General features: G+C 60.2%; 17 protein-coding genes. 7 read left to right on the top strand and 10 right to left on the bottom strand.

Annotated features, from left to right (window positions below; genetic code table 11):
- Positions 1 to 400: 400 nt before the first annotated feature.
- Positions 401 to 1,564, top strand: coding sequence for a type III PLP-dependent enzyme (locus ACA079_RS03860; protein WP_059403206.1), 1,164 nt, complete (start codon positions 401 to 403; stop codon positions 1,562 to 1,564).
- A 164-nt stretch (positions 1,565 to 1,728) separates the two neighbouring features.
- Here ACA079_RS03860 and ACA079_RS03855 read toward each other — a convergent pair whose 3' ends face one another.
- Together ACA079_RS03855 and ACA079_RS03850 are read right to left on the bottom strand one after the other, a co-directional pair.
- Complete coding sequence (locus tag ACA079_RS03855) at positions 1,729 to 2,496, bottom strand: tetratricopeptide repeat protein (RefSeq protein WP_497702638.1); 768 nt, start codon at positions 2,494 to 2,496, stop codon at positions 1,729 to 1,731.
- On the bottom strand, positions 2,493 to 3,173 hold the full coding sequence (locus tag ACA079_RS03850) for a Fe2+-dependent dioxygenase (protein ID WP_008148973.1): 681 nt from the start codon (positions 3,171 to 3,173) through the stop codon (positions 2,493 to 2,495). The genes ACA079_RS03855 and ACA079_RS03850 overlap by 4 nt, the downstream gene beginning before the upstream one ends.
- A 206-nt stretch (positions 3,174 to 3,379) precedes the next feature.
- On the opposite strand from ACA079_RS03850, the gene ACA079_RS03845 reads away from it, so the two are divergent.
- The 4 genes from ACA079_RS03845 (at position 3,380) to ACA079_RS03830 (ending at position 10,377) form a co-directional block, all read left to right on the top strand.
- Entirely contained in the window at positions 3,380 to 5,641 is a 2,262-nt protein-coding gene (locus ACA079_RS03845) for a TonB-dependent receptor (protein WP_497702637.1), read from the top strand.
- Positions 5,642 to 5,855: 214 nt separating this feature from the next.
- Complete coding sequence (locus ACA079_RS03840; RefSeq protein WP_497702636.1) at positions 5,856 to 8,384, top strand: PepSY domain-containing protein; 2,529 nt, start codon at positions 5,856 to 5,858, stop codon at positions 8,382 to 8,384.
- A gap of 234 nt (positions 8,385 to 8,618) precedes the next feature.
- Positions 8,619 to 8,996, top strand: a complete 378-nt coding sequence (locus ACA079_RS03835; RefSeq protein ID WP_497702635.1) for an endonuclease domain-containing protein — start codon at positions 8,619 to 8,621, stop codon at positions 8,994 to 8,996.
- A 220-nt stretch (positions 8,997 to 9,216) separates the two neighbouring features.
- Positions 9,217 to 10,377, top strand: a complete 1,161-nt coding sequence (locus tag ACA079_RS03830) for an integrase core domain-containing protein (RefSeq protein ID WP_497702634.1) — start codon at positions 9,217 to 9,219, stop codon at positions 10,375 to 10,377.
- 54 nt (positions 10,378 to 10,431) lie between these two features.
- On the opposite strand, the gene ACA079_RS03825 is transcribed toward ACA079_RS03830, so the two are convergent.
- The 4 genes from ACA079_RS03825 to ptsP all read right to left on the bottom strand — a co-directional run bounded on the left by ACA079_RS03825 (position 10,432) and on the right by ptsP (position 17,693).
- Positions 10,432 to 11,973, bottom strand: coding sequence for an alkaline phosphatase D family protein (locus ACA079_RS03825; protein ID WP_497702633.1), 1,542 nt, complete (start codon positions 11,971 to 11,973; stop codon positions 10,432 to 10,434).
- Positions 11,974 to 12,139: 166 nt separating this feature from the next.
- Positions 12,140 to 13,879 (bottom strand): PTS fructose-like transporter subunit IIB, encoded by a 1,740-nt coding sequence (locus ACA079_RS03820; RefSeq protein WP_497702632.1) that lies wholly within the window; start codon positions 13,877 to 13,879, stop codon positions 12,140 to 12,142.
- Between the two features lie 11 nt (positions 13,880 to 13,890).
- Complete coding sequence (gene pfkB / locus ACA079_RS03815) at positions 13,891 to 14,832, bottom strand: 1-phosphofructokinase (RefSeq protein WP_497702631.1); 942 nt, start codon at positions 14,830 to 14,832, stop codon at positions 13,891 to 13,893.
- Positions 14,832 to 17,693 (bottom strand): phosphoenolpyruvate--protein phosphotransferase, encoded by a 2,862-nt coding sequence (gene ptsP / locus ACA079_RS03810; protein WP_497702630.1) that lies wholly within the window; start codon positions 17,691 to 17,693, stop codon positions 14,832 to 14,834. The genes pfkB and ptsP overlap by 1 nt, the downstream gene beginning before the upstream one ends.
- Before the next feature lie 288 nt (positions 17,694 to 17,981).
- Between ptsP and cra the strand changes: the two genes are divergently transcribed.
- Together cra and ACA079_RS03800 are read left to right on the top strand one after the other, a co-directional pair.
- Positions 17,982 to 18,977: a catabolite repressor/activator gene (gene cra, locus ACA079_RS03805; protein ID WP_046045803.1), complete on the top strand. Its 996-nt coding sequence runs from the start codon at positions 17,982 to 17,984 to the stop codon at positions 18,975 to 18,977.
- A 3-nt stretch (positions 18,978 to 18,980) separates the two neighbouring features.
- Positions 18,981 to 19,757 (top strand): TatD family hydrolase, encoded by a 777-nt coding sequence (locus ACA079_RS03800; RefSeq protein ID WP_497702629.1) that lies wholly within the window; start codon positions 18,981 to 18,983, stop codon positions 19,755 to 19,757.
- Here ACA079_RS03800 and ACA079_RS03795 read toward each other — a convergent pair whose 3' ends face one another.
- The 4 genes from ACA079_RS03795 to ampD all read right to left on the bottom strand — a co-directional run bounded on the left by ACA079_RS03795 (position 19,758) and on the right by ampD (position 23,982).
- A complete protein-coding gene (locus tag ACA079_RS03795) occupies positions 19,758 to 20,147 on the bottom strand; it encodes a hypothetical protein (protein ID WP_497702628.1) in 390 nt (129 codons plus the stop codon).
- A 109-nt stretch (positions 20,148 to 20,256) separates the two neighbouring features.
- Positions 20,257 to 22,287, bottom strand: coding sequence for a methyl-accepting chemotaxis protein (locus ACA079_RS03790; RefSeq protein WP_497702627.1), 2,031 nt, complete (start codon positions 22,285 to 22,287; stop codon positions 20,257 to 20,259).
- 286 nt (positions 22,288 to 22,573) lie between these two features.
- Positions 22,574 to 23,410, bottom strand: coding sequence for a regulatory signaling modulator protein AmpE (gene ampE, locus ACA079_RS03785; protein ID WP_497702626.1), 837 nt, complete (start codon positions 23,408 to 23,410; stop codon positions 22,574 to 22,576).
- A 2-nt stretch (positions 23,411 to 23,412) separates the two neighbouring features.
- Positions 23,413 to 23,982, bottom strand: a complete 570-nt coding sequence (ampD, locus tag ACA079_RS03780; RefSeq protein WP_497632811.1) for a 1,6-anhydro-N-acetylmuramyl-L-alanine amidase AmpD — start codon at positions 23,980 to 23,982, stop codon at positions 23,413 to 23,415.
- Between the last annotated feature and the right edge of the window lie 30 nt (positions 23,983 to 24,012).

Below are 24,012 nucleotides of genomic sequence, written 5' to 3'. Positions count from 1 at the left end.
ACAAATCCCTGTGGGAGCGAGCTTGCTCGCGATTGGGGCAATACAAATCCCGCCTGATACACCTCAAATATCCCAGCAAAGGGAACATCACACTGTCATGCAGGTCGGTTACATCAGTAGTTGTCCGGGACCGCACGACGGATGCGTGTAAAAACGCGACATTTTTTGTTGATCTCAAGCCCCTCACGCCCTAAAGTTCGCGCCGAACGTCCATGCTGGAAACGATCCATCCGGCTCAAGTACTGACGACGAGACAGCAAGGCCAAGGGAAAGCACCGCCTCCCGTGGCCTTTTTGCTTTCGGCGACATGCCTTGGGAAGTAGGCGAACCAAAGTGGGGATACGGAGGACGTTCATTTGCACCCATTGATTAATCTAGTTTGCCAGTAGGAGTTCCCAGCATGTCGATCAACGTCGAAGACTATTTCGCGCGCGATACCTTCAACAAAATGAAGGCCTTCGCCGACAAACAAGAAACCCCATTCGTGGTGATCGACACCGCGATGATCAGCCAGGCCTATGACGACCTGCGCGCCGGTTTCGATTTCGCCAAGGTCTACTACGCGGTCAAGGCCAACCCGGCCGTCGAAATCATCGACCTGCTCAAAGAGAAAGGTTCGAACTTCGACATCGCTTCGATCTACGAGCTCGACAAAGTGATGAACCAGGGCGTCGGCCCGGATCGCATCAGCTACGGCAACACCATCAAGAAATCCAAAGACATTCGCTACTTCTACGAGAAGGGCGTGCGTCTGTATGCCACCGACTCCGAAGCCGACCTGCGCAACATCGCCAAGGCTGCACCGGGTTCGAAAGTCTACGTGCGCATCCTCACCGAAGGCTCGACCACCGCTGACTGGCCTCTGTCGCGCAAATTCGGCTGCCAGACCGACATGGCCATGGACCTGCTGATCCTCGCTCGTGACCTGGGCCTGGTGCCGTACGGCATTTCGTTCCACGTCGGCTCGCAACAGCGCGACATCAGCGTCTGGGACGCGGCGATCGCCAAGGTCAAAGTGATCTTCGAACGTCTGAAAGAAGAAGACGGCATTCACCTGAAGCTGATCAACATGGGCGGCGGCTTCCCGGCCAACTACATCACCCGCACCAACAGCCTGGAAACCTACGCTGAAGAAATCATCCGTTTCCTCAAGGAAGACTTCGGTGACGAACTGCCGGAAATCATCCTGGAACCGGGCCGTTCGCTAATCGCCAACGCCGGCATCCTGGTCAGTGAAGTGGTGCTGGTCGCCCGTAAATCCCGTACCGCGGTAGAGCGATGGGTGTACACGGATGTGGGCAAGTTCTCCGGCCTGATCGAAACCATGGACGAAGCCATCAAGTTCCCGATCTGGACCGAGAAGAAAGGCGAGATGGAAGAAGTGGTCATCGCCGGCCCGACCTGCGACAGCGCCGACATCATGTACGAAAACTACAAGTACGGTTTGCCGCTGAACCTGGCGATTGGTGATCGTTTGTACTGGTTGTCGACCGGTGCGTATACCACCAGCTACAGCGCCGTTGAGTTCAATGGCTTCCCGCCGCTGAAGTCGTTCTACGTGTAAGCGCTACTCGTAGAAATGAAAAAGCCCATGACGTGTCATGGGCTTTTTTGTGTCTGAAATCCGCCCCTTGTAGGAGCTGTCGAGTGCAACGAGGCTGCGATCTTTTGACTTTGCTTTTTAAATACAAGATCAAAAAATCGCAGCCTCGTTGCACTCGACAGCTCCTACAGGGGGACGAGTTCCAGCTCCAATTCGACGCATCGTTGAGCGTAATCGGCGGCCAATTCGCGAACTTGCGAATTCCCCGCAGTCAACAATGAGTGACTCGCCACCCGCAAGAAATTCAGATTCCCACCGTCCAGGGCCTTGCGTAACCAGACCAGCGCCTCGTCGATCTTGCCTTCATCCGCCAGCACGGAGGCATAACTGAACTGCCCGCGAAAATCCCCGCCGAGTGCCGAACGTCGATACCAGTCACGCGCAGCTTGCGGATCTGCCGGACACACCCGCCCGTCTTCCAGATAACGCCCCAGCAGGTTCATGGACTTGGCGTGGCCCAATTCGGCCGCCTGGCGATACAGGTTCAGCGCTTGCAACTGATCCTCGATCACCCCGCGCCCGGTGGCCAACAAGTTGGCGTAGTTGTACATCGCCCAATCCAGTCCGGCGTCGGCGGCCTGGCGATAATGCCCCGCAGCGACCGAAGCATCGGCAACGCAACCCCAACCATGCTCATGACAACGACCGAGCATGTTGCGCGCCATCAAATGCCCACGCTGAGCGGCGATGTCAAACCAGCGCACGGCCAGCGGCTGATCCTTCTCGATACCCTGGCCATCCAACAGAATCTGCCCGAGCAAGGCCTGAGCATCCAGCACGCCTTCGCGGGCGGCGATCAGAATCGCCTGGGCGGCACGTGCCGGGCTTTCGTCGAGCATGGCTTTGAGCCGATCACCGTCGAGGATTTCCTCACGGCGCAGTTGATAACTCATACCTCGACCCAGCGACGCAACAGGTTGTGATAAGTGCCGGTGAGGCGAATCAGCGAAGGGTGATCGGGCATGTCCTGGGTCAGCTGCTGGATCGCCCCGTCCATCTCGAACAGCAAGGCGCGCTGACTGTCTTCACGGACCAGGCTTTGGGTCCAGAAGAACGAGGCGTAGCGAGTGCCGCGCGTCACGGCGTTGACCTTGTGCAGGCTGGTGCCGGGGTACAAAACCATGTCGCCGGCCGGCAACTTCACACGTTGGGTGCCGAAGGTGTCCTGGATTTCCAGTTCGCCGCCGTCGTAGTCGTCCGGCTCGCTGAAAAACAGAGTGGCCGACAAATCGGTGCGCACCCGTTCGATGCTGCCCTTGGGTTGGCGCACAGCGTTGTCGATGTGGAAGTCGAAACTGCCGCCGGCCGTGTAACAGTTCAGTAACGGAGGGAAAACCTTGTGCGGCAACGCGGCTGACATGAACAGCGGATTTTTCCACAGCCGTTCCAGCATCGCCGCGCCGACTTCCTTGGCCAGCGGATGACCTTCAGGCAGCTGCAGATTGTGCTTGGCTTTGGCCGACTGGTAGCCGGCGGTGATTTTGCCGTCGGCCCAATCTGCCTGCTCCAGAGCCTCGCGGATGCGCTGCACTTCTTCTTTCGCGAACACGCCGGGAATGTGCAGCAGCATGGGATGACACCTGAGGACAAAGAGTCGGCAATGGTATTGATTCTTATTGACTCTGTAAAACCCCTGTGACGAACGAGACAGCAAAAACCGTAAGGGTAAATTGTAAAGAATGTAAATTTGTCGCGAATAGTAACGTTTCGCAATTGATACAAATACCTGTTTACCCTATATTCCGCGGCCTCAAATCCTTGGGGAGGGGAATTCTCATGTCACGCCAACAACCACAATTACCGGTCAGTTCACCGCGTTTGCTCGCGTCTGCAATTGGCGTGGCGATCACTGCCAGCTCTGCGGGCCACATGGCTTTCGCGGCTGAACAGACCGACGAAAAAGCACCGAGCAACGTGATTTCCCTGGGCGCTACCGCTATCAACGGCGAAGCCCAGGACGAGACCTCCTACAAGACCGATACCTCGGCCAACAAGAAGTACACCGCGCCGCTGCGTGAGACGCCGAAAAGCGTCACCGTGATTCCACAACAAGTAATTCGCGACACGGGCGCCACCAGCCTGGTCGACGCGCTGCGTACCACACCGGGCATCACGTTCGGTGCCGGTGAAGGTGGCAACCCGGCTGGCGATCGTCCGATCATTCGCGGCTTCAACGCAGAAAGCGACGTGTTCATCGACGGCATGCGCGACCCGGCCTCCCAGAGCCGCGAGATCTTCAACGTAGAATCGATCGAAGTCAGCAAGGGCCCGGGATCAGCCTTCACCGGCGCCGGTTCCACCGGTGGCAGCCTGAACCTGGTGAGCAAGACCGCCAAACTGGGCAATGCCTACAACGGCGGTTTCACCTGGGGCTCGGACCAGACCAAGCGCACCACCCTCGACCTGAACCAGCAGATGACCGACACCTCGGCCTTCCGTCTGAACCTGATGAAGCACGAAGCCAACGTCGCCGGCCGTGATGCCGTGGACGTCAGCCGTTGGGGCGTGGCACCTTCCTTCGCGTTTGGCCTGGGTACCGACACTCGCCTGACCGTCGGCTACTACCACGTCGAAACCGACGACATGCCCGACTACGGCCTCCCGTTGACCTTGAGCCCCAACCGCAGCAAGTACAATGTCGATAAACCTGTGCATGTCGATCGCGACAACTTCTACGGTCTCACCGGGCGCGACTATCGCCAGACCAGCAATGACAGCGGCACCATCAAGATCGAACACGATCTGAATGATGACCTGACCGTCTCGAACAGCTTCCGCATGTCCCGTTCCACGCTCGATTACATCGTCACCAACCCGGACGACAGCAAGGGCAACGCGGCTCTTGGCAGCGTGTATCGAGGCGCGAAAAGCCGTAACTCGACGTCCAGCGGCTGGATCAACCAGACCGACCTGAGCGCCAAGTTCAACACCGGTGCCATCGAGCACAGCCTGGTCACCGGCCTTGAGTTTTCCTATCAAGACACCCACAACCGTCCGTACATCCTGACCTCGACCGCCAGCGGCACCCGGTGTAACCGCGCCCTGTTCAACTCCGGCGACTGCACCAGTCTGCAGAACCCGACGCCTGGGGATCACTGGAACGGCACGATCACCGACAGCGCCGCGTTCACCGACACCGACACCAAAACCGCTGCGGCCTACGTGTTCGACACGCTGAAGTTCAACGAACAATGGTCCCTGAACCTGGGCCTGCGTTACGACAACTACCAGGTCAAATCCAGCGGGCACGCCAACGCTAGCAGCACAGCGCCCGCGAACGACTTCTCCCGTGAGAACACCAGCGACCTGGTCAACTACCAGATCGGCGTGGTCTACAACGTGTTGCCTAACGGCAGCATCTACGCGGCCTATTCCACCTCCAGCAACCCGTCCGGTGAAACCAGCGGCAACGGTGGCCTGGAACTGGCGGCGAACAACACCGACCTGGACCCGGAAAAGAACCGCAACTACGAGATCGGTACCAAGTGGGACTTCTTCGGTGACGACCTGTCGCTGACCGCCGCACTGTTCCGCACCGAGAAAACCAACGCGCGGATCAACGATCCGGACGGCGGCACCACTCAAGTGCTGGATGGCGAACAGCAGGTCAATGGCCTGGAACTGAGCTACGCCGGCAAGCTGACCCGTAACTGGCGGGTATTCGGTGGCTACACCTACATGGAAAGCGAAGTGGTCAAAACCACCCTCGCCGCCGATGAAGGCAACCACATGCCAAGCACCCCACGGAACAACTTCACGTTCTGGTCGACCTACGACCTGGTACCGGACAAGTTGACCGTCGGCGCCGGTGCCACGTTCGTCGACTCGCAGTTCGGCAACGTCGCCAACTCGGTGGAGATCCCGTCCTACTGGCGTTACGACGCAATGGCCAGCTACGCCCTGACCAAGAACGTCGACCTGCAACTCAACGTACAGAACCTGACCGACAAGCGTTACTTCGACCAGGTGTTCCAGACGCACTACGCCCACGTGGCGGCGGGCCGTACCGCCCTGCTGAGCGCTAACTTCCACTTCTAGCCCAAAACTGTAGGAGCTGCCGAAGGCTGCGATCTTTGGCATCGCTGAAATTGCCAAAGATCAAAAGATCGCAGGCTTCGCCAGCGCCTACATAAGGACAGGCCCCGTTCATCTCTATGAACGGGGCTTTTGTGCGTAATAAAGAATGTATCTCGACAACCCACGGCATAATGCGCGCCGTGATCATTATTTTCGAACGAACAAGGCGAGTGACGTGTTGAAGAAAACCCTGTTCCAGTTGCACTGGTTTTTCGGCATCAGCGCCGGACTGGTCCTGGCCCTGATGGGCATCACCGGGGCGACGGTGTCGTTTCAGGATGAAATCCTGCGCGCGCTGAACCCTTCTGTGTGTCAGGTCGAGAAGCAGGTCGCCGGCGTCCTGCCGCCCGCCGAACTGGTGGAAAAAATCGAGGGCGCCTCGGGCAAGAAAGTCTCGATGCTCTGGGTCGAGACCGACAGCGGCAACGCCGCGCGCGTGATCTTTACCCCGCCACCGGGCGAACGCCGCGGGCAGATGCGCTACTTCGACCCGTACACCGCCGAGTTCATGGGCGACGCCACCGGCCAGGATTTCTTCGGCCTGATGCTGCAACTGCACCGTTTCCTCGCCATGGGCGATAGCGGTCGGCAGATCACCGGTGCCTGTACGCTGATTCTGGTGTTCTTCTGCCTGTCCGGTATTTACCTGCGCTGGCCGCGCCAGTGGAAAAGCTGGCGCGCCTGGCTGACCCTCGACTGGAAGAAAAAGGGCCGCAGCTTCAACTGGGATTTGCACTCCGTCGCCGGCACCTGGTGCCTGGTGTTTTACCTCCTGGCAGCGCTCACCGGGCTGTCCTGGTCCTATGAGTGGTACAACAAGGGCCTGACCCGATTGCTTTCCGACTCACCGCAGAACGAGCGTGTTCGCGGCGGTCGCGGCCCTGCGCCAAGCGGCCCGGCGCCGACGGCCGATTACGCGCTGATGTGGAGCAGCATTTACAGCGCAGCCGGTCCGGCACTCAGCGCCTACAACATTCGTATGCCGCCAGTGGCCGGACAACCGGCCACCGTGTTCTACCTGCTGAACACCTCGCCCCACGACCGCGCGCTGAACCAGATCACCCTCGATCCGGCGACCGGCACCGTCAAACGGCATGACCGCTACAGCGACAAGAGCCTTAAGGCGCAACTGCTGACCAGCATTTATGCGCTGCATGTCGGCAGCTACTTCGGCATCGTCGGGCGGATTATTCTGACGCTCAGCGCGCTGACCATACCGCTGTTCTTTGTCACGGGCTGGTTGCTGTACCTCGATCGTCGACGCAAGAAAAAGCAGATCAAGGACGCGCGCAAAGATTTCGCGCAAACAGGCAGCAATACGCCAGCCTGGTTGATCGGCTTCGCCAGCCAAAGCGGGTTTGCCGAGCAACTGGCGTGGCAGACCGCCGGGCAATTGCAGGCTGCCGGCGTGCCGGTGAAGGTTCAGCCGCTGGCGGACGTCAGCGAGCAAGACTTGCGTGAATCCAGCAATGCGTTGTTCGTGGTCAGCACCTTTGGCGACGGCGAAGCACCGGACAGTGCCCGCAGCTTCGAACGCAAAGTGCTGGGTCGGACGTTGAGCCTGGAAAGCCTGAACTACGCGGTGCTCGGCCTCGGTGATCGGCAGTATCAGCACTTCTGCGGCTTCGCTCGACGCTTGCACACCTGGCTCGGTGAGCACGGCGGCAAGACTCTGTTCGCCCCGGTGGAGGTCGACAGCGGCGACCCCTACGCCTTGCGTCACTGGCAGCAGCAACTGGGCCTGCTGACCGGACAGGCGCCCGTGGACACCTGGCAAGCACCAAGCTACGACAACTGGACCCTGACCCGACGTGAACTACTCAACCCTGACAGCAGCGGTTCGGGTGTTTACCTGCTCGGCCTCACCGCCCCCACCACCAGCAGTTGGCTGGCCGGTGACCTGGTGGAAGTGTTGCCGCGCAATTGTCCGTGGGCGATCGAGCATTTCCTCGATGGCCTGGGCATTGACGGTCGGGCCACGGTTGCGCTCGGTGGCCTGTCACAACCGCTGGAGCAAGCCCTCGCCAGTCGACAACTGCCGGAAAACAGAACTCACTTGGTCGGCCTGCATGCCCAGGCGCTGGTGGATGCGCTGGTGCCCTTGGCCATGCGCGAATACTCCATCGCCTCGATCGCCGCCGATGGCATCCTCGAACTGATCGTGCGCCAGGAACTGCATCCCGACGGCAGCCCGGGCGTCGGCTCCGGCTGGCTGACCGAACACGCCCCTGTGGGTGGCACCATCAGCCTGCGCGTACGGCGCAATAGCGGTTTCCACCTGCCGACCGAGCCGGTGCCGATGATCCTGCTGGGCAACGGCACCGGCCTGGCCGGGTTGCGCAGTTTGCTCAAGGCGCGGATTGCCGATGAGCAGCAACGTCATTGGCTGTTGTTCGGCGAACGCAATCGCGAGCATGACTATCTGTGCCGCGATGAGCTTGAGGAATGGTTGATTTCGGGGGATCTGGAGCGGTTGGACCTGGCGTTCTCGCGGGATCAGGCCGAGAAGATCTACGTGCAGGATCGACTGCGGGAGTCGGCTGGAGAGTTGAAGAAGTGGTTGGCTGAGGGTGCGGTCATTTACATCTGTGGCAGCTTGCAGGGGATGGCGTCGGGGGTGGATCACGTGCTGAACGAAGTACTCGGAATTGCAGAGGTTGACCGGTTGATTGAGCAAGGCCGGTATCGGCGTGACGTCTACTGAAAGAGCCCCTCACCCTAGCCCTCTCCCGGAGGGAGAGGGGACTGACCGGGGTGTCTCTCGTTATACATCGACCTGAAAAATCGAGTCGAACTCGGGTTTCGAATTCAACGCAGATCGGCCCCCTTTCCCCCTCTCCCCACTGGGGAGAGGGCTGGGGTGAGGGGTCGATTTCAAATCATCCGCAAAATCCAGACTACAGTTAAACTTCCATCCCCCTTCACACGGACGTGAAGCATGCCCACCCGCCCCACCCTCAACCAACGCCAATTCGCCCGCCATCTACGCACCAATCAAACTGACTGCGAGCTCCTGCTCTGGCAAAAACTTCGTTCTCGGCAAATCGCCAATCTGAAATTCCGTCGGCAGTTTCCATGCCCGCCGTACATCCTGGATTTTTATTGCGTGGAACTGAAGTTGGCCATCGAACTGGATGGTGGTCAGCATTACGAGACGGCGGCAAAAATACATGACCAGCGTCGTACGCTTTACCTTCAGCAGCAAGGTATTGAGGTTGTGCGGTTTAGCAATCTGGAGGTAATTGAGCGGATGAGTGAAGTGCTTGAGCAGATCCTGAGATTTGCCGCGAATCGAACATCGCCCCCCTCACCCTAGCCCTCTCCCGGAGGGAGAGGGGACTGACCGAGGTGTCTCACGTTATACATCGACCTGAAAAACCGAGTCGAACTCAGGTTTGAAAACAACAGAGATCGGCTCCCTTTCCCCTCTCCCCTGTGGGGAGAGGGCTGGGGTGGGTAAAAACCGGGTACATCCTTTACGTTTGAGACCGGATACATGGTTTACAGGTATCAATCATGGTCAGGAGGTACTGACCATGCCCTGGAATCGAGAGTCCCCGATGGATCAGCGAGTGAAATTAATCCATGACTGGCTTAGCGGCAGTTACAGCAAGAGCCAACTGAGTCGACGATATGGCGTTAGCCGTCCGACGGTCGATAAGTGGCTTGATCGGTATGCAACCTGCGGCGTAGATGGCTTGAAAGAGCGCTCGCGAAAACCGCTGAGCTGTCCGCACCAAACCCGCGATGAAATCATTGCCACGTTGCTTGCGAAGAAAAGCGAGCACCCGGATCGCGGACCGAAGCAACTGATCCAGCGCCTGCGCAATGCGCAGCCGCAGATCGCTTGGCCGGCCGCCAGCACCGCTGGAGAGTGGCTGAAAAAGGCCGGTCTGGTGATTCCTCGACGGCTGCGCCAGCCCCGCCCGCATGGGCCAGTGCATCTACGTCAGGCCGACGAACCCAATCAAACCTGGTGCGCCGATTTCAAAGGGCAATTCAGAACCCAGGACGGCCACTGGTGCTATCCGCTGACCATCACCGACCATGCCAGTCGCTATCTTCTGGAATGCCGGGCGCTTCCCAGCACCCACGGTGAACCTACGCGTCAGGGCTTCGAGTGGGCGTTCCGGGAGTTCGGCATGCCTGATGTGATCCGCACCGATAACGGCGCGCCATTTGCGTCGACAGGCTTGGCCCGCCTCTCCAGGCTGTCCGTCTGGTTCATCAGGCATGGTGTCCACCCCGAAACAATTAAGCCAGGACGCCCGGATCAGAACGGTCGGCATGAACGCATGCACCGCACGCTAAAGGCTGCCGTGCTCAGGCCGCCGGCAGAAAACCTGCTGCGTCAGCAGCTTGCCTTTGAGGTCTTCGTACAGGATTTCAATCACGCACGGCCTCATACGGCGCTGGAGATGAAGACGCCAGCAGATATCTATCGCCCGTCACTCAGACCTTATCCAGGCTATTTGCCGGCGGTCGAATACGGGGCCGACGTCGAAGTACGGCGGGTGCGCAAGAATGGTGAGATCAAGTGGCAAGGGGCCCTGATCTTTCTGGGCGAGGCACTGATCGACGAGCACGTCGCGCTGAAGGAAGTGGCTGATGGCGTGTGGGAGTTGTACCTTTGCTCTTTCCCTTTAGGCAGGCTTGAACGCGGTGCCAAACGCGTATCAAGCCTGTTAAATGTGTAAACGATGTACCCGGTCAAATGTGTAAAGGATGTACCGGTCTCTACAGTGGATCTATCAGACTGGCTGCAATTTCTGTTCGAAAACAGAAACCCCATCCAAATCCCGCAACACCACACTCATCTCCCCCGTCTGCCCATCAATATTCACCTCACCAAAAAACTGAAACCCGGCAAACGGTGAGGTGTTCTGTGCCGGTGGTGCTTTCTCGAACACCACCTCGGGACCAAAGGTCTTATCCAGCAAATCAGGCCCAAAACTCCCCGCATTCAAAGGCCCGGCGACAAACTCCCAGAACGGTTCGAAATCCTGAAACGCCGCACGGTCCGGGTGGTAATGGTGCGCGGCGCAGTAATGCACATCCGCCGTCAGCCAGACAAAATTGCGCACCTGCTGCGCCCGCAGAAAACCCAACAATTCGGCAATTTCCAGCTCACGCCCCTGAGCCGGTCCCGGATCGCCATTGGCCACGGCTTCCCAACGCATCACACCGGGGCTGACTTCGCCATCCGATACGCCGAGGCCGATCGGCATATCAGCAGCGATGACTTTCCACTGGGCCTTGGAGGCCTTCAATTCACGCTTGAGCCAGTCCAGCTGTTCACGTCCGAGGAACGGTTTAGCCGCACCCAGGTTGTCGTCATTGGCCCCGCGATAGCTGCGCATGTCGAGCACGAACACATCGAGCAATGGCCCATAACCGAGCTTGCGATAAATCCGCCCGCCGCCGTCGGCGCTCTGCAACCGCATTGGCGCGTATTCGAGCCAGGCCTGACGCGCGCGACCGACCAGGCTGTGGATATCTTTGCTCTTGTAGCGCACATCCAACTGCTTGCCCGGCGACCAGTTGTTCACCACTTCATGGTCGTCCCATTGCCAGATCTGCGGGACCTCGGCGTTGAAGCGGCGGATGTTTTCGTCCATCAGGTTGTAGCGGTAATTACCGCGATAGTCGTCGAGGGTTTCGGCGACTTTGCTCTTGGCTTCAGTGGTGATGTTGCGCCACACGCGGCCGCTCTCTGTGGGGAGCTGCGCAGGCACGGGGCCGTCGGCGTAGATGGAGTCGCCGCTGTGGATAAAGAAGTCTGGCAGGCGCAAACGCATGGCATCGTAGATGCGCATGCCGCCGATGTCCGGGTTGATGCCGAAGCCCTGGCCGACGGTGTCGCCGCTCCAGACGAAACGGATGTCACGACGGGTTTGCGGCACGCTGCGCAGATGGCCAAACCAGGGTTCGCTGGCGACGCCGCTCTGGGCGTCTTCGAAGTGCACGCGGTAGAAAATCGCCTGGTCCGCGGGCAGGCCAGTGAGTTCGACGCGTGCGGTGAAATCGGTATTGGACACGGCCAATGGCGAGACAAAACGACGAGGGTTGGTGAACAAACTGCGGGTGTCCCACTCCACCACCATGCGCGCCGGACGATCACAACGACTCCAGATCATCGCCCGGTCGCCCAGCACGTCGCCGGACTGCACGCCATCGGTGAGTTGCGGACGATCCTTGACCGAAGCAATCACCGTCGGCGCCAGTCCTGGCAACAACAGCCCGGCGCCGACGGCTTGTATGACACGACGGCGGCCGAGGTCGAATTCGCTCATGGTGTTCTCCCTGAAAAGGAAAACTTAAACATGGCCGTGTGAAATGGCTGTGACACGCCCCCCTGTAGGAGCCGAGCTTGCTCGCGATAGCGGTTTAACATTCACCGAAAATGGTGGCTGATACACCGCTATCGCGAGCAAGCTCGGCTCCTACAGAGGTTGGGTGTCAGGCGCTGACGGGCTCTATGGCCAACTCAACGACTTCTGGCCGCTTGAGCACCGCATACGCCACCGCCGTCAGCAGACTCCCGGCCACAATCGCCAGCAAATACAACAGCGCATGGTTGATCGCATTCGGGATCGCCAGCACGAACAACCCGCCGTGCGGCGCCATCAGTTTGCAGCCGAAGTACATCGACAGCGCGCCGGTCAGCGCACCACCGGCAATGCTCGCAGGGATCACCCGCAACGGGTCCTTGGCGGCAAACGGAATCGCACCTTCCGAGATAAAGCACAGCCCCAAGACCAACGCCGCTTTACCGGCCTCGCGTTCGGTCTGGGCGAACTTGCGCCGCGCGATAAACGTAGCGATGCCCAGGCCAATCGGCGGCACCATACCCGCCGCCATGGTCGCGGCCATCGGTGCATAACTTTGCGACGCCAGCAGTCCCACCGAGAATGCATACGCGGCTTTGTTGATCGGCCCGCCAAGGTCGACGCACATCATCCCGCCCAGCAACACACCGAGCAGAATCGCGTTGGTGGTGCCCATGCTGTCGAGGAAGTGCGTGAGCCCTTCGAGCATCCCGGCCACCGGTTTGCCGACCACGTAGATCATCACCAGACCGGTGAACAGACTCGCCAGCAACGGGATGATCAGGATCGGTTTCAGCGCCTCAAGACTTTGTGGCAAGCGTGCATAACGATTGATCGCCTGCGCCGCGTAACCGGCGATGAAACCGGCAATGATCCCGCCGATAAAACCGGCGCCCAAGGTGCTTGCCAGCAGACCGCCAATCATCCCCGGCGCCAGGCCCGGACGGTCGGCGATCGAGTAGGCGATGTAACCCGCCAGCAACGGCACCATCAGCTTGAACGCGGTCTCGCCGCCGATCTGCATCAGCGCCGCCGCCAATGTTCCCGGCTCCTTGAAGGCGGTGATGCCGAACACGAACGACAAGGCGATCATCAGACCGCCCGCCACCACCATCGGCAGCATGAACGACACGCCGGTCAGCAGGTGTTTGTAGACGCCACTTTTCTCTTGCTTGGACGGGCCTTTGGCACCGCTCGAAGCGGTTTCCTGCGTGCCTTCGGTCAACGCTTTATTCAGCGTGGCTTCGGCTTGTTTGAGGGCGATGCCGGTACCGCAACGGTAAATCTTCTTGCCGGCGAAACGCTCGGTGGCGACTTCGATATCGCAGGCCAGCAGCACCACGTCCGCATCGGCAATTGCCGCTGCACTCAGCGGATTGCGCGCACCGACCGAGCCCTGGGTTTCCACTTGCAGGTCGTAGCCCAGACGCTTGGCCGCTTGCTGCAAGGCTTCGGCTGCCATGAAGGTGTGAGCGACGCCGGTCGGGCACGCGGTAATCGCAACCAGGCGCGGGGCGTTTTTTACGAGGGCGACAGGCTCGGCCACGGCTTCGGGGGCGACGTAAACCTGAGCCTCTTCAGCACCGCGACGCAGCACCGCTTCAACATCTTGCAGGGCTTGCGCCGGAGTGCTTTGGAACACCCGCTTGCCGACGAATCGTGACATATCCACAGGCGCGCTGATCACCAGCAATACCCACTCGGCCGCCTCGATCGTGGCCGCCGACAATTGACGTTCAGGGTGCGCGGCATCGTTGACTTCGACACTGGTGCTCCAGCCCTGACGCTGGGCCGCCGCATCAAGCAAACGGGCGCACAGCACACTGGTGACCATGCCGTTCGGGCAGGCCGTAACAATGGCTAACTTCATGACAAACCCTCTTATTGTTCTGTCAGGGAGCGCATGCGCACGCCCTGTTCGAGCCGCGCCAACTGCGTGGCGTCGCCTATACCGAAACCGATCTGGGTGACCGCCATCGCGGCAATCGCCGTGGCGGTGCGCAGGGTCTGTTCAGGCGTGTCGGCGCTGAGCAAACCGTGGAGCATGCCGGCCAGTAAAGAATCGCCCGCGCCCACCGTGCTGACGACACTGACCTTGGGCGGCGTGGCGTGCATTGCCGAGCCGACACTGAACCAGTTCACGCCATCGGCGCCGTCGGAGATCACCACGTGCTCGATGCCTTGAGTGTGCAAGCGGCTCGCGGCTTGCGCCTGTGCGGCCACCGAAACCACCTCGCAGCCCAGCACATCGGCCAGTTCTTCGGTATTTGGTTTTATCAACCACGGGCCGGCTTTGAGCGCAGCCCGCAATGCTTCGCCACTGGTGTCCAGCGCCACGTTCAAACCGAGATTTTTCAAACGCACAATCAACGCCTGTAACCACTGCGGACTGATGCCTTGGGGCAGGCTGCCGGCAACGACGACCGCATCATGACCGGGTGCAATCTGATCAAGTCGATCAAGCAACGCCTGTTGCGCGGATTCACTCACCAAGGGTCCGGGGCCGTTGATGTCGGTGATGCGTCCATCGCTTTCCGCCAGTTTGATATTGCTGCGCGTCTCACCCGGAACACGGATGAACGCGTCGACAAACCCGCGTTTGGCGAACAGGGTTTCGAACGCTTGAAGGTTGTCCTCCCCGAGGAAGCCGCTGACCGTGAGCTGATGCCCGAGGTCCGCCAGCACTTGCGCCACGTTCACGCCTTTACCGGCGGCATGCGTGTGCATCTCGTCGCTACGGTTGACTTGGCCGGGGGCAAGTAGCGGCAACTGGACGGTGAGGTCCAGCGCCGGGTTGAGGGTCAGGGTCAGGATCTTGGCCATTACAGGGCCTCCACTAGTGCGCGTACTTCGTTTGCGCTGCCAACGGCCAGGGCCTGTTGGGCAAGGATTTTGGTCTGCGCCAGGCTGAGCTCGCGAACCCGCGCCTTGACCTCGGCAATGCTGCGACCCGACACACTCAACTCATCCACACCGAGACCGACCAGCACCGACACCGCCAGCGGATCGGCCGCCAACTCGCCGCACACGCCGACCCACTTGCCGTGGGCATGCGCCGCGCGCACGGTGATGTCGATCAGTTGCAGCACCGCCGGGTGCAAGCCGTCTGCCTGGGCCGACAAGGTTGGATGACCACGGTCGATGGCCAGGGTGTATTGGGTCAGGTCATTGGTGCCGACGCTGAAGAAGTCGACCTCTTTGGCCAGCACCGGCGCCAGCAATGCAGCCGACGGCACTTCAATCATGATCCCCAGTTGCAGGTCGGCAACCGGAATTTCCAGACGCAGACGTTCGGTCATGTCCCGCGCCTGGCGCCACTCGTCGACGCTGCCGACCATGGGGAACATGATCCGCAGTGGACGGTTGTCCGCCGCACGGAGCAACGCGCGCAACTGCGCTTCCATGATGTGCGGACGTTGCAGGGTCAGGCGAATACCGCGCACGCCGAGGAACGGGTTTTCTTCTTTGGCGATCGGCCAATACGGCAGCGGTTTGTCACCACCGACATCGAGAGTACGTACCACCAGCGGCCGACCCGCCAGGCCATCGAGGACGCGACGGTATTCTACTTCCTGGGTCGCTTCGTCCGGAGCTTGCGAGTGAGCCATGAAAATCAGTTCGGTGCGCAGCAGGCCAATGCCTTCGGCGCCCTGCTCCACCGCGCTGGTCACGCCAGCGCTTTCGCCGATGTTGGCGAACACTTCGACCGCATGGCCGTCAGTGGTCAGTGCCGGTTGATGACGTTGTTCGGCGGCCGCTTTCAGACGCAGCTCGCGGGTGTCGCGCTCTTCGGTGGCGCGCTGCAAGGTCGCCGCGTCGGCGTCCACGTGCAGGCGACCGCGTTGGCCATCAATCAGCAACGGCGTGCCCGGCGCCAGCAGCAACACGGCCGGGCCGGCGCCGACCAGCGCCGGAATCCCGAGGGCTCGGGCGACAATCGCACTGTGTGCGGTGGCGCCGCCACGGGCAGTGAGGATGCCGGCGACACGCGCCGGATCAAGGCGGGCGACGTCGGACGGACCGACTTCATCCATCACCAGAATGTACGGTTGCTCAGGCTCGCTCGGGGTTTCGACGCCACTCAGTTGCGCCAGTACTCGACGGCCGATATCACGCAAGTCGGCAGCGCGCTCGGCGAGCAAGGCGTCCTGAAGCGATTCCTGTTGTTTGGCCGCCGCTTCAATCACCGCCATCCACGCCGCTTCGGCGCTTTCACCCTGCTTGAGACGGGTGTCGACTTCATCGGTCAATTCCGGGTCGTCGAGCATTTCCTGGTGAGTGATAAAAATCTCGCGAATGGCCTTGGACTTGCTGCGCTCGATCAGACCTTCGATGTCGCGACGCACGTCCGCCAACGCCTGTTTGAGACGCTCGCGCTCGATCGCGGCAGACTCGCCGCGAAGCGGGTATTCAATGGTTTGCAGCACTTGAATGTGCGCCGGGCCGATGGCGATGCCCGGTGCGGCGGCGATGGCCTGAACCAGACTACCGGACGCCGGCGCGAGGATTACCTCGGCCACATCGGCGATCACTTCGCGCTGTTGGCTCACGGCTGGCAGCGGCTCGACTTCTTCACCGAGGCCTTCTTCGATGGCGGCCAGCAAGGCTGGCAAGGCATCGGCGGCGATGCTCGGTTCGGCGACAAATTCCAGCACCTGCCCGCGACGGGCACCGAGGCTGAGCAGTTTGCTCAAGCTCTTCACCGACACCGCGCTGTCCTGGCCATCGACGATGCGTACGCGGATTTCACCTTCAAAACTTTTCGCCAGTTGCGCGAGGATCTTCGCCGGACGCGCGTGCAAGCCGTGGGCGTTGGCCAGGGCGATACGAGCGCTCGGCCAATCGGCCGGCAGCTCACCGCCCAGGACTTCGAGGACTTTACGGCTGCTGGTGGCGCGGCCCAATTCGTGGCCGCGACCTTCGATCAGCAACGCACAAAGGCGTTCGAGCAAGGCCTGATGGGCTTCACCGAGGCTGGCCAGGCAGAACAGACCGCTGAGCGGCTGGCCGAGGTAGCGCATGGGTTTGTCCGGCGTGACGAAGGCCAGGCCCGGACGCTTGACCGTTTGCTCGCTGTGCAACCACCACAGGCCATCGCCCAGCGGCAGCGCATCGACTTGTTGCAACACGGCGGAGAAACCATTGCTCACACAATCGGCCTGACGCAGCAAACGCGCACCACGCCAGACCAGCTCTTCGAAGTCATCGGCGGACACACCGAGGCCGATCATCTGTGCATCCAGCGCCAGTTCTTGCGGCGCGCCTTGCAGCAGTTTCAGCAGGGCTTCGGCGGAACTAGCGCGGCGCAACGCCTGGCCCAGGTCGGTTTCGCCGAGGGCGCGGGTCAGCAGTTGCAACAGGCGCAGGTGCTCGTCGGATTTGGCCGCAATACCGATCGCCAGATAGACAATCTGACCGTCGCCCCAGTCCACGCCTTCAGGAAACTGCATCAGCCGCACGCCGGTGGAAAACACCAGATCGCGGGTTTCCGGCGTACCGTGGGGGATGGCAATACCTTGCCCGAGAAAGGTCGAGCCCTGGGCTTCGCGCGCCTGCAACCCGGCGAGATAACCCTCGGCCACCAGGCCATCGGCGACCAGATGCTGGGCTAGCAGGTGCAACGCTGCGGACTTATCCACAGCCGATTGGCCCATGGATATCTGCTCTATGGTGAGCTCGAGCATGCTTTCTCCTTTTTGGCGCCTTGTGACGCCAGGTATTGTTTTGAATGATTCAGCTTAGGCCCTTAGTCATAACTTTTGGCGGTTTCGCGGCAGAACCGGCAAAGGAGCCTATAACGTAGAAAATACGCTTGCTGAAACGTTTAATCTAGAATGATTGGCACGTTACTCGATAATGTCTCATCCTTGAAGTCCAATTGTCGGATGCGTCGCGACGATGGTCGTCTGCTTTAATCGGGTAGGATTGGCGAAAATGTCGAGGCAAGCTCGAAAAAACAAGGAAAACCCGGGTTGAAACTCAGTGATATCGCCCAGTTGGCCGGTGTGTCCGTTACCACCGCCAGCTACGTCATCAATGGCAAGGCAGAACAACAACGTATCAGCAGTGCCACCGTCGAGCGCGTGCGCGCGGTCGTCGAACAACATGGCTTTACGCCCAATCCCCAGGCCGCCGGGCTGCGCAGTCGGCACACCCGCACCTTGGGTTTCATTCTGCCGGACCTGGAAAACCCCAGTTACGCGCGAATCGCCAAACTGCTGGAACAAGGCGCCCGCGCTCGCGGCTATCAGCTGCTGATCGCCAGTTCCGACGATGCGCCGGACAGCGAACGGCAATTGCTGAAACTGTTCCGGGCCCGGCGCTGCGATGCGTTGATCGTTGCCAGTTGCCTGCCGGCCGGCGATGACAGCTATCGCCAATTGCAGGCCAAGGGCATTCCGATCATCGCGATCGACCGGGTCATGGAGCCTGAGCATTTCTGTTCGGTGATCAGTGATGACCGCGAGGCCAGCCTGCAACTGACCCGCAGTCTACTGGACCCGTTGCCCAAGCAGATCGCACTGATCGGCGCACGCCCCGAACTGAGCATCAGCCAGGAGCGGGCGGGCGGTTTCAAAGATGCGTTGGACGGGTTCAAAGGCGAGGTGCTGATCGAGCACGGCGAGTCGTTCAGCCGTGAGTGCGGCAAACAGTTGATGGAAGAACTGCTACAGCGTCTGGGCCATTTGCCGGATGCGCTGGTGACGACTTCCTACGTGCTGCTTCAGGGCGTATTCGATGCCTTGCACGACTTCCCGCTCAAAACCCGCCCGCTGCGCCTCGGCACCTTTGGCGACACGCAGCTGCTGGATTTCCTGCCGCTGCCAGTCAACGCCATGGCCCAGCAGCATCAGCTCATCGCCGACAAGGCTCTGGAACTGGCCCTAGCCGCCATCGAGCAATCGGATTACCGACCCGGCGTGCAGGCCATCGCGCGGACCTTCAAGCAGCGTATTCGCCAGGACTGAACCGTGGAGCTGATCGACAGCCACACTCATCTGGATTTTCCGGACTTCGACGAGGATCGCACGGCGTTGTTGGCCGAGAGCCGCGCCGTCGGAGTACGGCGGATGGTGGTGCTGGGGGTTTATCAGGGTAATTGGCAGCGGGTCTGGGACCTGGTGCAAAGCGATCCCGACCTGCATGCGGCGTTCGGTTTGCATCCGGTGTATCTGGATGATCATCGTCCCGAAGACCTGACGGAACTCGGTGACTGGCTGACTCGGTTAACCGGCCATCGACAGCTCTGCGCGGTGGGCGAGATCGGTCTGGATTACTTTATCGAAACCCTGGACCGTGAACGCCAACAGGCGTTGTTCGATGCGCAACTGCAACTGGCGGCTGACTTCAATCTTCCCGCGCTGATTCATGTGCGACGCAGCCACGCGGCGGTGATTGCCACGCTTAAACGGTTTCGCTTGCAACGCGCAGGGATCATTCATGCCTTCGCCGGCAGCAAAGAAGAAGCCCGCGAATACATCAAGCTCGGATTCAAACTGGGTCTGGGCGGAGCCGCGACCTGGCCGCAAGCTCTGCGCATGCATCGTGTGCTGGCCGAATTGCCGCTTGAATCGGTGGTACTGGAAACCGATTCGCCGGACATGGCACCCGCCATGTTCCCCGGCCAACGCAACAGCCCGGCCCATCTGCCGGCGATCTGCTCGGCACTGGCCGGGATCATGGCGATCAGCCCCGAGCAATTGGCCGCCGCCAGCACTGCCAATGCCTGTGAGCTGTTCAACTGGTAATCAGTCGGCGTGGGCCTTGGCGGCTTCCAGCGTCAGCGTCATGTGTTGCCGGTGCCGGGCAAACCGCATGACGGCGAAATAGGCGAAAATCGCCAACAGCGAAAAATTCAGCTGCTCCACGACGCTGAACATCCCGATCCACTCCAACACCAACGCCACCAGCAACGCGGTGCAAACCATGACCAACGTGCTCGCCCGCAGCAATGCCAGGGAGTCGAGAGACTTGAAGCGCTTGATCTGTTTCGGATCGTTCAGTTGCAACGTCTTCTGGCAGTGGGAACACGCGAACGCTTCGTTGATTGCAATGGCGTTGAGTTGCCAGGGTTTGAGCAGGAGTGTGTTCCCGCAATGAGCGCAGTGACCCTGGATTCCAACTGTTGCAGCAGACATTACCAAGCCTCCTCAGGGCGGGTCCAAGTGATTGATCTTCCTTCATTAAAGACCAAAATCCAGACGACGGAGGAAAACCGGACATTGCCCTGTAGGAGCCGGGGTGATATCAGACCCGGAACGCGCTGATCAGCTGCTTCAACTCCACCACCTGAGCCGACAACGCACGACTGGCATCCTCGGTCTGGTGTGCACCTTCGGCAGTACGCTCACCGGCGCGGTTGATTTCGACAATATTCTGGTCGATGTCATGGGCCACGGCGGTCTGCTGCTCTACCGCGGCGGCAATTTGCTGATTCTGATCGACGATCATGCCGACGGCACCGAGGATGTTTTCCAGCGCTTGCTGAACCTTTTCCGACTGCCCCACCGTGCCGTTGGCCATCTGATGACTGGTCCCCATCGCCTTCACCGCAGCGCCGACACCGCTGTGCAGCTTGGCGATCATCTGCTCGATTTCCTCGGTCGATTGCTGGGTGCGCTTGGCCAGGGTCCGAACCTCGTCCGCCACCACCGCAAAACCACGGCCCTGCTCACCGGCCCGAGCGGCTTCGATAGCCGCGTTGAGGGCCAGAAGGTTGGTCTGTTCGGCGATGCTCTTGATCACCTCCAGCACACGGCTGATGGACTGGCTGTCGCTGGCCAGTTGATTGATCACCAGCACCGACTGATCGATCTCACTGGCCAGTGCAGCGATGCTGCCCTGTTGAGACTCCACCAACCCGCGACCGCTGATGGTCTCGTCATTGACGCTATGGGCGCTGCTGACCGCTGCCGCGGCACTGCGTGCAACCTCAAGAGAGGTGGCCGACATCTGATTCATGGCCGTGGCGACCTGCTCGATCTGCGTACGCTGTCCCGCCACCGCCTGGTTGCTCTGGGCGGAAACGTTCTCCACCTGCCCGGCCTGGCGCTCGACCTCAGTGACGGTCTGGCCGACCCGCTCGATCAGGTCATGGATTTTCTTCACAGTGCCATTGAACACCTCACCCAACTCGCCCAGTTCATCGCGGCTGTTGGCGCTGAAGGTCACTGTCATGTCGCCGGCCGCGACCTTGTCCATCACCGCGCCAAGACGCTTGAGGGTGGTGCGGGTCGAGGCGTAGAAGCCGCCGTAGAGGTAAAAAATCAACACAAACACCACCGACAGCGCCACGGCCTGCAAGACCATATGCGTGCGGTTCTGCTCCAGTCGCTGTTGTAACTGGGTGCCGAGAAACTTCAGGGTGGCTTCGTTGAGTTGGTACGTCTGGTCCATCAGGCCCGTGACCTGATCGTAAAAGCCCTGCCACGGCGCATCCAGCGTGTCGGCCATCACTACCTGCTCTTCGAACAGTTCACTGGCCTTTTTCAACGACGCCTTGCTGCTATCAGCCTGGGCGGCCAGGGTTTCCCGTGCCGCTTTGCTGGAACCCAGCGCGTCCTGCAACTTCAGGGCATATTCAGCGTGCAGTTTTTCGATCTGCGCCAGCAACTCATCAAAACGGGTACTCGATGCCGAGTTGAGAAAGCCTTGCCCCAGCGAAAAAGAGCCCATCGCCCGACCTTCACCCAGAAGCTGGGTCACGGGCGGGGTGACATTGGTGATGAGTTCACTCAGCTGGCGCATGTCGCTCTGGGTGTCGTGGCTCAGACCGGCCTGACTGGCAATGATCTGGCTGAAAATTTGCGCGTTGCCGAGCAACTTGCCGATCATCGCGCTTTTGCTTTGCAGGGAGTTTTCCGCTTGCTGGGCCTTGAACGCAGCGATCATTTCATCGCGTTTGGCATCGAAAACCATGATTTGCTCGGGGTCAGCGGTCATCGCTGTCAGCCCTTGCAAACGGGTCAGCACATTTTGCCCCAGGGTACTGATCTGCGACTCGACATTGCCGGCCTTGCCGGACTGACCGAGGGTGACGTTGATCTGCACCAGGTTGTTCAGGGTTTCCAGATCGCGCCGTAGCGTCAGGCTGCTGCCCAGTAGGTCAAGGCTCTGCAGCTCGACCCGGGTGCCCTGGAATTCGCGATAGGAATCGCGTACCAGATAGAAGTTGGTCACCAGCATCGGCACAAGGAACAGCACGCTGATCAGGCTGAACTTCATACCGAAGCTCAGGCGGTTCATCAGCGCGACGGCGGGATAGAGCAAGCTCTTCACTGGAAGTCTCCCTTTGATTTCTTATTTTTATTGGCAGGCGCGGGTCGAGAGCAGATAGCCACTATTCGGCGCTGTCTCTGTATAGCTTAAATCGGCGGGAGGTTTTGTAACTTAAGGTTAACGGAGGGGAGGCGCGGACTTGTAGCAGCTGGCGAAGCCTGCGTTCGGCTGCGAAGCAGTCGTAAATCCTGATTACGCGGTGAGCCAGACAAACCCCGGTGAATGAATTGGCGACTGCTGCGCAGCCGAACGCAGGCTGCGCCAGCTGCTACAGGGGATCGGTGTATTAGGGAAGGACTGTCCACAACGCAAAACCGGCGTACCAGAGCACCGCCGCGCGCAGCAACAGTTCCCAGATCCGGTCCAGGCTGTTGATGCCGTCTGGTCCGACCACCGGTGCCGGGATTTCACCGGCCACCAGCCCGACCTTCTCGATCAGTTGGGCGGCGCTGATGTTCCAGTTCAGCAGTTCGTGCAGCATCACTCGGCTGACCGCGACAAAGTTGCCGACCAACGCAAAACTTGCCGCCAACAATCGCACCGGCACCCAGTCGAACGCATGACGCAGTTTTGCCGCGCGCTCGACCACGGCCGGGTTCTGCCCGTGCTCTTCGGCCAAGGCCAGCAGTCGATAGCTCAGGGCTGCGACCGGCCCCAGCAGGAAGTACCAGAAAATCACCGCGAAAAAGCTCTGATAAGCCTCCCACAGCAGATGCCCTTCGACCCGTTCCAGCAGTTGTTCGCCGCTATCGGCGCAAATACCCACATCGCGGTCCGCTACATGAGCGGCCGCTTGCAGGTCTTCCCGGCGCCAGGCATCGCGAAACGGCCCGAGACCGGCCAGCAGATCACCGCGACCGAGACTGTAAATCACCACCAGCAGATGCACCGGCAACGCCAGCAGACCGTAAGCCACCGGGTCCAGTACCAGCAGCAACAACCCCAGCAGTGCCACTGGCAACAACACCAGGATCACCAAAATCAGCCATGGACTGTTCGCCAGACGCGGACTGACCTCAAGCTTGTTCAGCTCGCGAACCCATCCACCATCGCGTTGAATCCGATGACGCAGGGCCGAGAACTTCTCGATCCAGACCGCCAACAGCAACACCAGAAAACTCATTGTTACTCCTTATTTCCCAGAGCAGCTTTTGCCAGGGCGGCGCGATAGCGTGCCCAGTCGAACGCTGGCCCCGGATCGGTTTTACGCCCGGGTGCGATGTCGCTATGCCCGCAAATGCGCTGTGCGGTGATGGCCGTGAAGGCGCTTTGCAGCTGCCGGGTCAGGGTCGTCAACGCTTGATACTGAGCGTCGGTGAACGGCAGATCATCCGTGCCTTCAAGTTCGATGCCCACGGAAAAATCGTTACAGGTTTCCCGGCCCTCAAAACTCGAGACGCCGGCATGCCAGGCACGCTCAAGACAAGAGACAAACTGAGTGACGGTGCCGTCACGTTCGATCAGAAAATGCGCAGACACACGCAGGTCGGCAATCCCTTCAAAGTAGGGGTGCTCCGTGACATCCAGACGATTCTGGAAAAATTCCTGCACCTTGCCGGTGGCGAATTGCGCAGGCGGCAGGCTGATGTTGTGGATCACCAGCAGGGAAATTTCGCCCGAGGGGCGCGCATTGAAGTTGGGCGAGGGGCAAATATCTACGCCCTGACACCAACCGCTCGCGGGGTCCAACTGCATACAGGTTCCTTCAACGACGACTGTGTAGGC

The organism is Pseudomonas sp. LBUM1645, assembly GCF_059716185.1.
The sequence above is the reverse complement of the archived record's forward strand: the minus strand, read 5'-3'. Positions and strand labels throughout refer to the sequence as shown.

What these genes read in the sequence shown, in the direction of transcription:
- ACA079_RS03860 (WP_059403206.1), top strand. Translation starts at nt 401, where the DNA reads ATGTCGATCAACGTCGAAGACTATTTCGCGCGCGATACCTTCAACAAA.
- ACA079_RS03855 (WP_497702638.1), bottom strand. Translation starts at nt 2,496, where the DNA reads ATGAGTTATCAACTGCGCCGTGAGGAAATCCTCGACGGTGATCGGCTC.
- ACA079_RS03850 (WP_008148973.1), bottom strand. Translation starts at nt 3,173, where the DNA reads ATGCTGCTGCACATTCCCGGCGTGTTCGCGAAAGAAGAAGTGCAGCGC.
- ACA079_RS03845 (WP_497702637.1), top strand. Translation starts at nt 3,380, where the DNA reads ATGTCACGCCAACAACCACAATTACCGGTCAGTTCACCGCGTTTGCTC.
- ACA079_RS03835 (WP_497702635.1), top strand. Translation starts at nt 8,619, where the DNA reads ATGCCCACCCGCCCCACCCTCAACCAACGCCAATTCGCCCGCCATCTA.
- ACA079_RS03830 (WP_497702634.1), top strand. Translation starts at nt 9,217, where the DNA reads ATGCCCTGGAATCGAGAGTCCCCGATGGATCAGCGAGTGAAATTAATC.
- ACA079_RS03825 (WP_497702633.1), bottom strand. Translation starts at nt 11,973, where the DNA reads ATGAGCGAATTCGACCTCGGCCGCCGTCGTGTCATACAAGCCGTCGGC.
- ACA079_RS03820 (WP_497702632.1), bottom strand. Translation starts at nt 13,879, where the DNA reads ATGAAGTTAGCCATTGTTACGGCCTGCCCGAACGGCATGGTCACCAGT.
- pfkB (WP_497702631.1), bottom strand. Translation starts at nt 14,832, where the DNA reads ATGGCCAAGATCCTGACCCTGACCCTCAACCCGGCGCTGGACCTCACC.
- ptsP (WP_497702630.1), bottom strand. Translation starts at nt 17,693, where the DNA reads ATGCTCGAGCTCACCATAGAGCAGATATCCATGGGCCAATCGGCTGTG.
- ACA079_RS03795 (WP_497702628.1), bottom strand. Translation starts at nt 20,147, where the DNA reads ATGTCTGCTGCAACAGTTGGAATCCAGGGTCACTGCGCTCATTGCGGG.
- ampE (WP_497702626.1), bottom strand. Translation starts at nt 23,410, where the DNA reads ATGAGTTTTCTGGTGTTGCTGTTGGCGGTCTGGATCGAGAAGTTCTCG.
- ampD (WP_497632811.1), bottom strand. Translation starts at nt 23,982, where the DNA reads ATGCAGTTGGACCCCGCGAGCGGTTGGTGTCAGGGCGTAGATATTTGC.